8 protein-coding genes are annotated in these 7,224 nt (G+C 70.4%); all 8 read left to right on the top strand.

The features are described 5' to 3' along the window. Positions 1-115 precede the first annotated feature (115 nt). The 8 genes from ACFXOA_RS31955 to ACFXOA_RS31920 all read left to right on the top strand — a co-directional run bounded on the left by ACFXOA_RS31955 (position 116) and on the right by ACFXOA_RS31920 (position 7,101). A complete protein-coding gene (locus ACFXOA_RS31955; RefSeq protein WP_385035635.1) occupies positions 116-763 on the top strand; it encodes an HAD family hydrolase in 648 nt (215 codons plus the stop codon). A 42-nt stretch (positions 764-805) separates the two neighbouring features. After that, entirely contained in the window at positions 806-2,017 is a 1,212-nt protein-coding gene (locus ACFXOA_RS31950; protein WP_385035633.1) for an MFS transporter, read from the top strand. Next, the gene (locus ACFXOA_RS31945) at positions 1,986-3,158 is read left to right on the top strand and encodes an acetoin utilization protein AcuC (protein ID WP_385035631.1); all 1,173 of its coding nucleotides are present in this window, start codon (positions 1,986-1,988) and stop codon (positions 3,156-3,158) included. The genes ACFXOA_RS31950 and ACFXOA_RS31945 overlap by 32 nt, the downstream gene beginning before the upstream one ends. A 76-nt stretch (positions 3,159-3,234) precedes the next feature. After that, a complete protein-coding gene (locus ACFXOA_RS31940) occupies positions 3,235-4,050 on the top strand; it encodes a phosphatase (protein ID WP_385035629.1) in 816 nt (271 codons plus the stop codon). Between the two features lie 128 nt (positions 4,051-4,178). Continuing rightward, positions 4,179-4,391, top strand: a complete 213-nt coding sequence (locus tag ACFXOA_RS31935) for a helix-turn-helix domain-containing protein (RefSeq protein ID WP_362675217.1) — start codon at positions 4,179-4,181, stop codon at positions 4,389-4,391. 110 nt (positions 4,392-4,501) lie between these two features. Beyond that, complete coding sequence (locus ACFXOA_RS31930; RefSeq protein ID WP_003948845.1) at positions 4,502-4,600, top strand: 30S ribosomal protein bS22; 99 nt, start codon at positions 4,502-4,504, stop codon at positions 4,598-4,600. A 388-nt stretch (positions 4,601-4,988) separates the two neighbouring features. Further along, the gene (locus ACFXOA_RS31925; protein ID WP_385035637.1) at positions 4,989-6,059 is read left to right on the top strand and encodes an NAD-dependent epimerase/dehydratase family protein; all 1,071 of its coding nucleotides are present in this window, start codon (positions 4,989-4,991) and stop codon (positions 6,057-6,059) included. Between the two features lie 16 nt (positions 6,060-6,075). Then, the gene (locus ACFXOA_RS31920) at positions 6,076-7,101 is read left to right on the top strand and encodes a lysophospholipid acyltransferase family protein (protein WP_385035627.1); all 1,026 of its coding nucleotides are present in this window, start codon (positions 6,076-6,078) and stop codon (positions 7,099-7,101) included. The last annotated feature ends 123 nt before the right edge of the window (positions 7,102-7,224 follow it).

Genomic DNA, 7,224 nt, shown 5'->3' with positions numbered 1-7,224 from the left:
TACTGCAGGGGGGACCCTGTGGGAGAGTAGGACGCCGCCGAACAATTATTCCGGGAAAGCCCCGTGCCCTTGTGGCACGGGGCTTTTCTGCGTTCGGAGCGTCTAGGGTCGAACCATGCGCTACGAACTGGTCATCTTCGACAACGACGGCGTGCTCGTCGACAGTGAGCCGATCTCCAACACCGTCCTGGCCGACTACCTCACGGAGCTCGGCCACCCCACCTCGTACGAGGAGTCCCTCCGTGACTACATGGGGGCGGCCATCCACCGGGTCCACGACCTGGTCGAGGAGCGTACGGGCCAGAAACTGCCGGCGGACTTCGACGAGGAGCTCCACCGGCGCACCCTCGCCGCGTTCCAGCAGGAACAACTCGCAGCCGTGGACGGCGTGGACGAACTGCTCGGCGGTCTCGTCGCCAGTGGGGTGGCGTACTGCGTCGCCTCCTCCGGGAGCCACCAGAAGATCGCCGCCGGGCACCGCAACACCGGCCTCGACCAGTGGTTCGAGGAGGAGTGGATCTTCAGCTCCGAGGACGTGGGCAGCGGAAAGCCCGCCCCGGACCTCTTCCTCCACGCCGCCGAGCGGATGGGCATCGCCCCCGAGAGGTGCGTCGTGATCGAGGACAGTCCTCTCGGCGTCGAGGCAGCCCGGTCCGCCGGGATGGACGTGTACGGATTCACCTCGATGATGCCGGCGGACCGGCTCGCCGGAGTGACCGGACACTTCTCCGACATGTCACAGCTTCCCGAACTGCTCGCCTGATCCATCTACCCAGCGGTAGATCCGGGCTCTACGCTCGCGGCCATGACGGATGCGCGGTTGCGGTACGGCAGGGTCTCGCTCGCCCTCAGCTTCCTGGTGCAGGGCGTGACCTTCGCGCTGCTGGTGACGCGCATCCCCGCCATCCAGGACCGGTACGGGATATCCGACGGGCTGCTGCCCGTCTTCCTGGCCGCGGTGCCCGTACTGGCAGGCGTGGGCAGCGTGGCCACGGAGAAGGCGGTCGCCCGGGTCCGCCCGGGAACCGTCCTCAGGTGGGCCCAGCCCGTCGTGCTGCTGGCCCTCCTCGGGGTGGGCGCCGGGGACCGGCTCTGGCAGGTGGCGGCCGCACTCGGGGTGTTCGGGCTGGCGGTCGGATGCCTGGACGCCTCGATGAACATGATGGGCGTCAGCCTGCAGCGTGCCTACGGGCGCAGCATCATGCTGGGCTTCCACGCCGCCTACAGCCTCGGCGGTATAGCCGGCGCGTCGATGGCCTGGGCAGGGGCGCACTGGGACCTGTCGCTTCTGGTGTCCTACCTGCCCGCCGTGGTGGTGCTGCTGCCCGCGGCGCTGATCGGGAGCCGGTGGTACACGGAGGGCAGGACCGCTGGTGCCGTGGCGTCGGAGGCCGCCGGCGGGGCGGGGCAGGGGTCGTCGGTGCCGTTCAGGCTGCTGCTGCCGCTCTGCCTGGTGATGGCGTTCGCGTACATCGGGGACTCGACGGTCTCCAACTGGAGCGCGAAGTACCTCCAGGACGTGCTGGGCAGCTCCGAGCAGCTGGCGACGGTCCCGTACAACGTCTACATGGTGACGACGCTGCTGGGCCGGGCCGTGGGGGACCTCGGGGTGCGCCGGCTGGGGGCGGTCGCGGTGGTGCGGGGCGGGAGTGTGCTGGCGGCCGCGGGGTTCGCTGTGGTGGCCGTGGCGCCCGGGGCCTGGTGGGGGATGCTCGGGTTCACGCTGCTCGGGCTCGGGCTGTGTGTGATCGTGCCGCAGACGTTTGCGGCCGCGGGACGGCTGTTCCCCGGGGCGAGCGATGTGGCCGTGGCCCGGCTGAACGTCTTCAACTACGTCGGTTTCCTGGTCGGGTCCCCGCTCGTCGGAGCTCTGGGCGACGCCTGGAGCTATCGCGGGGCGATGCTGGTGCCGATGGTGCTGGTCCTCGCGACGCTCGCGTACGCCCGGTCGTTCGGCGCGGAACCCGCCCGATACGGTGGCGGGCATGAGCGGGCGCGCGCAGCTGATGTGGGATGAGGCAGTAACGGGGTACGACTTCGGGTCCGGGCATCCCATGGATCCGGTGAGACTCGCCCTGACGATGGGGCTGGTGCGGGCGTTCGGTCTGGACGGGAAGGTGGACGTCGGTTCCGCCAAGGCCGCCGGGGACTCCACACTGCGGCTCGTGCACCGCGCCGACTACGTGGCCGCCGTGCGTGCCGCCTCGGCCGATCCAGGCTCCGCCGACCAGTCCTACGGGCTCGGCACCGTCGACGATCCGGCGTTCGCGCGGATGCACGAGGTGTCGGCCCTCATCGCCGGGCTCTCGGTGGGCGCGGCCGAGGCGGTCTGGCGCGGGGAGAGCGCGCACGCGGTGAACTTCACCGGTGGTCTCCACCACGCGATGCCCGGGGCGGCCTCCGGTTTCTGCGTGTACAACGATCCCGCGCTCGCCATCGCACGGCTCCTGGAGCTCGGTGCGGAGCGGGTCGCGTACGTGGATGTGGACGTGCATCACGGGGACGGGGTGCAGGCGGCGTTCTGGGAGGACCCCCGGGTGCTGACCGTGTCGCTGCACGAGCACCCCCGCACCCTGTTCCCCCAGACGGGGTGGGCGGAGGAGACGGGTGCCGGGCCGGGCGAGGGCGGTGCGGTCAACCTGCCGCTGCCGGCCGGTACGGGCGACGCGGGGTGGCTGCGCGCCTTCCACGCCGTGGTGCCGGAACTGCTGGAGGATTTCCGGCCGCAGGTGCTGGTGACCCAGCACGGCGCCGACACCCACTTCGAGGACCCGCTGGCCCATCTCGCGGTGTCCCTGGACGCGCAGCGCGCGGTGATGGCGGCCTGTCATGAGCTGGCCCACTCCTACGCGGAGGACGGACGCTGGGTCGCTCTGGGTGGTGGCGGCTACGCGGTGGTGGACGTGGTGCCGCGTTCCTGGACCCATCTCGTGGGTATCGCCGCCCATGCCCCGGTGGACCCCGAGTCGATGATCCCGGCTTCCTGGCGGGACGAGGTCTACGCCCGTACGCGGCAGTTGGCGCCTGCCCGGATGACGGACGGCCGTACGCCTTCCTGGAAGCCCTGGGAGGACGGCTACGACCCCGCCGACCGGCTGGACCAGGCGGTGCTGGCGACCAGGCGGGCGGCGTTCCCGCTGCGGGGCCTGCTGGCCTGAGAGGGCGTTACGCCAACGGTGGCGCGGTGTCCGGGTTCCTGCCCGCCGGTGTTCGTGGTGCGGAATCATCGGGAGGGTGTTGAGCACCGGAGCGCTGCGCGCTCATCTGCTGGCGGCCCGGCTCGCCGGGCCCGTGGCCACTTCGCGGGAGACCAGCCTGCGGAGTTACCGGCTTTTCGCGGCGAGAGATCCCCGTCTGCTGCTGGGGCTCGATCCGGACCGGGTCTGGGGCGAGCGTGATCTGCTGCGGCTGATGGCGGAGAAGTGCGGTGTCTCGGACGACCCCGGCCATGTGTCGGGCCAGGACGTGATCGACCCGGAGCGGACCCTGGAGGCGCTGGACGCCTTCGCCGGGCGGCTCGCGGGGGCTGCCAGGAGGCGGAGTCCGGTGCTGTTCGGCACCGGGCATCCGCACCGGCTGATCGGTTTCTACGCCGGGCTGGCAGACGCCCTGTCGGCGGCCGGCTGCCTGGTACTCACCCCCGCGCGGGGGCGTGGTGTCGACGTGATGACGCGATTCGGCGTACGTACGTACAGCCTCGACTACGTACGGGGGGTCGCCCTGGTGCGCGAGCCGGACGGGCGGGGCGCGGGGGGCGTCACCGGGGCGCACACCCACTCGCCGCTGCCGGTCCGGGCCGTCCTGGAGGAGGCGGTGGAGGCCCGCGGGGTGCTTCCCGAGCTGGTGGTGGGGGACCACGGATGGGTCTGCGGGGCAGGTCAGCTGGGCATCGAGGCAGTCGGGCTGGGTGATACGGACGATCCCGCGCTGTTCGTGGGTGAGGAGGAGGGACGGGTGTCCGTCGCTGTGCCCCTGGATGACGGTGTGCGGGCGGACCACTACGGGCCGATCGCTCGGTATGTGCTCAATCGCGCTCGTCTGTCACGGTAGGCGCCCGATTTCCTTACCTCTTCCCCACTCGCATCACCCGCACCTAATCTGGGGAGTGAGCGCACAACGACGAAGAGTCACCGGAGGGGAAGCCGGTGCGCGTCTCGTGCGGAAGGTACAGGTGGGTCATGGCTGCTGGAAGCGAGAGGCCTCTCAACGAGGTCAGGTTCCTGACCGTGGCGGAAGTCGCCTCGGTCATGAGGGTGTCGAAGATGACCGTGTACCGCTTGGTGCACAGTGGTCATCTGCCCGCGATCAGGGTGGGAAGGTCGTTCAGGGTCCCGGAGCAAGCGGTTCACGAGTATCTCCGCGACTCCTTCGTGGGGGTGGAGTCGGCCTGACGCTCCCCTCGGATTACGTCCCTCACGCGGTGGCGGGTAGGCTAGGCCGACGTAGGTCGTGTGGGCCCAGACGCCCCGCACCAGTGAAGAAGAAGTGAGCGAGGGTAGTCGTGGGCTCTGTTATCAAGAAGCGGCGCAAGCGGATGGCCAAGAAGAAGCACCGCAAGCTGCTCAAGCGCACGCGTGTTCAGCGTCGCAACAAGAAGTAAGCGGACGCTGTTCGTGAGTTCGAGGCCCTCCCGCCGTCCTGGCGGGAGGGCCTCGGCGCGTTTCCGGTGCCCGTCCGGGTGGGGGCGGTGCGGCGGTTCGGTGGTATTCCCGCCATCGGTTCGGTAAAGCCCGCCTGGGGTCATCACAGGGCAACATCGACCGACTACGGTGACGGCTAAGGGCTGTCCCCGCAATTCCCGGCGGGCGCGCGACGACAGCTACGGCGCCTCGCCGCGTTGTCGGACCGTCCGCATACATCCAGTATGCGGACGTCCCTCCGCCTTGCGATGCACCGCATCTGACGCCGCGCGCTGATCCACCGGGAATTGCGTGACTGCCCTCAGGGGAAGACCCCGTTCGGTGAACGATCGACGGAAGGCGCTGATCTTGGGGAAGATCGTGCTCGTCACAGGCGCGGCCCGGCAGCTGGGAGGCCGTTTCGTGCGACGCATCCAGCGTGACCCGGGCGTGGACCGGGTGATCGCGGTGGACGCGGTCGCGCCGGGGCATGAGCTGGGCGATGCCGATTTCGTCCTCGCGGACATCCGGCAGTCGGCGATCGCCAGGGTCCTGGCCGAGCGTTCCGTCGACACGGTCGTGCATCTCGACGTGTCCGCGAAGGCGTCCGGTGCCGGTGGCAGGACGACGGTCAAGGAGACCAACGTCATCGGCACGATGCAGCTGCTCGGCGCGTGCCAGAAGTCCCCGTCGGTGCAGCGGCTGGTGGTGAAGTCCAGTACGAACGTGTACGGCTCCGCACCGCGGGATCCGGCGGTCTTCACCGAGACGACGACCCCCAAGTCGCTGCCCAGCGGCGGCTTCGCGAAGGACGCGGTGGAGGTCGAGGGGTACGTGCGCGGGTTCGCGCGGCGCAGACCCGATGTCGCCGTGTGCGTGCTGAGGTTCGCGAACATCCTCGGCCCGGAGCCGGACTCGCCGCTCGCCGACTACCTGGGGCTGCCGGTCCTGCCGACGGTCCTCGGGTACGACCCCCGGCTGCAGTTCGTCCACGAGGACGACGTCGTCGACGTACTGGAGATCGCCGCGCGTGAACCGCGGCGGGGGACGCTGAACAGCGGCACGTTCAACATCGCTGGTGACGGAGTGCTGCTGCTGTCGCAGTGCGCGCGGCGGCTGGGGCGGCCCACGGTGCCTCTGCTGCTGCCGGCCGTCACCTGGGTGGGTTCGGCGCTCCGTACGGTCGGCATGACGGACTTCTCCCCGGAGCAGATCAGGCTGCTCACCCACGGCAGGGTGGTCTCGACGGTCCAGATGCGCGAGACGCTGGGGTTCAGGCCGAGGTTCAGCACCGCCGAGACCTTCGCCGAGTTCGTGCGGAGCCGCGGTCCGGGGCTGCTGCCGCCCGAGCTGGTGGGCAGGGCGGTCGGCAGGCTCGCCGGTACGGAGCCGGCAGCCGGACCGGCCGCAACGACACATCCGACGCACGGCGCCAGGTAGAGGAGCGCGACCGACGATGGCGGACGCCAAGGTCATTCCCTTCGACGACGACCGCTCACGCACGGGCGTGGGGCGGCGCAGAGGCATCCCGACGGGCGGTGGACGGGTACAGGCGCCCGCGTCGGGGCATCCCGCGCCCGTCAGCGCCCTTCCGGGCGGCCAGGTGCCACAAGGGGCCGGTGAGGGCGTGGAGGGGACGGGGAGCGACTGGGACCGGCGTATCGCGGGAGGGCTGGCGTTCCTGAGGCGCAGGCTCACCGGTGACTACGAGGTCGACGAGTTCGGGTACGACGAGGAGCTGACCGACCAGGTCCTGATGTCGGTGCTCCGGCCGCTCGCGGACAAGTACTTCCGGGTCGAGGTGAAGGGCGTCGAGAACATCCCGTCGGACGGCGGGGCGCTCATCGTGGCCAACCACTCGGGGACGCTGCCGCTGGACGGGCTGATGCTCCAGGTCGCGGTGCACGACAACCATCCGGCGCGGCGGCACCTGCGTCTCCTGGCGGCCGACCTCGTCTTCATGCTGCCGGTCGTCAACGAGCTGGCGAGGAAGGCGGGGCACACCCTGGCCTGTGCGGAGGACGCCGAACGGCTGCTGACCGGCGGTGAGGTCGTGGGTGTGATGCCGGAGGGCTTCAAGGGCCTGGGGAAGCCGTTCGGCGAGCGGTACAAGCTGCAGCGCTTCGGGCGGGGCGGGTTCGTGTCGACGGCGCTGCGGGCCGGTGTGCCGATCGTTCCGTGCTCGATCGTGGGCGCGGAGGAGATCTACCCGATGATCGGCAACTCCAGGACCCTCGCGAGGATCCTCGGAGTCCCGTACTTCCCGGTCACGCCGACGTTCCCCTGGCTGGGGCCGCTGGGGATGGTGCCGCTGCCGACGAAGTGGACCATCCAGTTCGGGGAGCCGATCCCGACGGACGGCTACCCGCCGGAGGCGGCGGAGGACCCCATGCTGATGTTCAACCTCACGGACCAGGTGCGGGAGCAGATCCAGCACACCCTGTACAAGCTGCTGGTGCAGCGCCGGTCCGTCTTCTTCTGACCCGGCGCGCACATGGGTGGAGGGGGGCGTCCGGGCGGACGCCCCCCTCCAGCCATGGGGTCTGGCGCTACGGGTGGACGTCCTCGCCCTCGATGCCCAGACCGGGCAGGCGGCCCGGGAGCC

Source organism: Streptomyces sp. NPDC059166, assembly GCF_042755185.1.
Taxonomy (GTDB): Bacteria; Actinomycetota; Actinomycetes; order Streptomycetales; family Streptomycetaceae; genus Streptomyces.
The sequence above is the reverse complement of the archived record's forward strand: the minus strand, read 5'-3'. Positions and strand labels throughout refer to the sequence as shown.

What these genes read in the sequence shown, in the direction of transcription:
- ACFXOA_RS31955 (WP_385035635.1), top strand. Translation starts at nt 116, where the DNA reads ATGCGCTACGAACTGGTCATCTTCGACAACGACGGCGTGCTCGTCGAC.
- ACFXOA_RS31950 (WP_385035633.1), top strand. Translation starts at nt 806, where the DNA reads ATGACGGATGCGCGGTTGCGGTACGGCAGGGTCTCGCTCGCCCTCAGC.
- ACFXOA_RS31945 (WP_385035631.1), top strand. Translation starts at nt 1,986, where the DNA reads ATGAGCGGGCGCGCGCAGCTGATGTGGGATGAGGCAGTAACGGGGTAC.
- ACFXOA_RS31935 (WP_362675217.1), top strand. Translation starts at nt 4,179, where the DNA reads ATGGCTGCTGGAAGCGAGAGGCCTCTCAACGAGGTCAGGTTCCTGACC.
- ACFXOA_RS31920 (WP_385035627.1), top strand. Translation starts at nt 6,076, where the DNA reads ATGGCGGACGCCAAGGTCATTCCCTTCGACGACGACCGCTCACGCACG.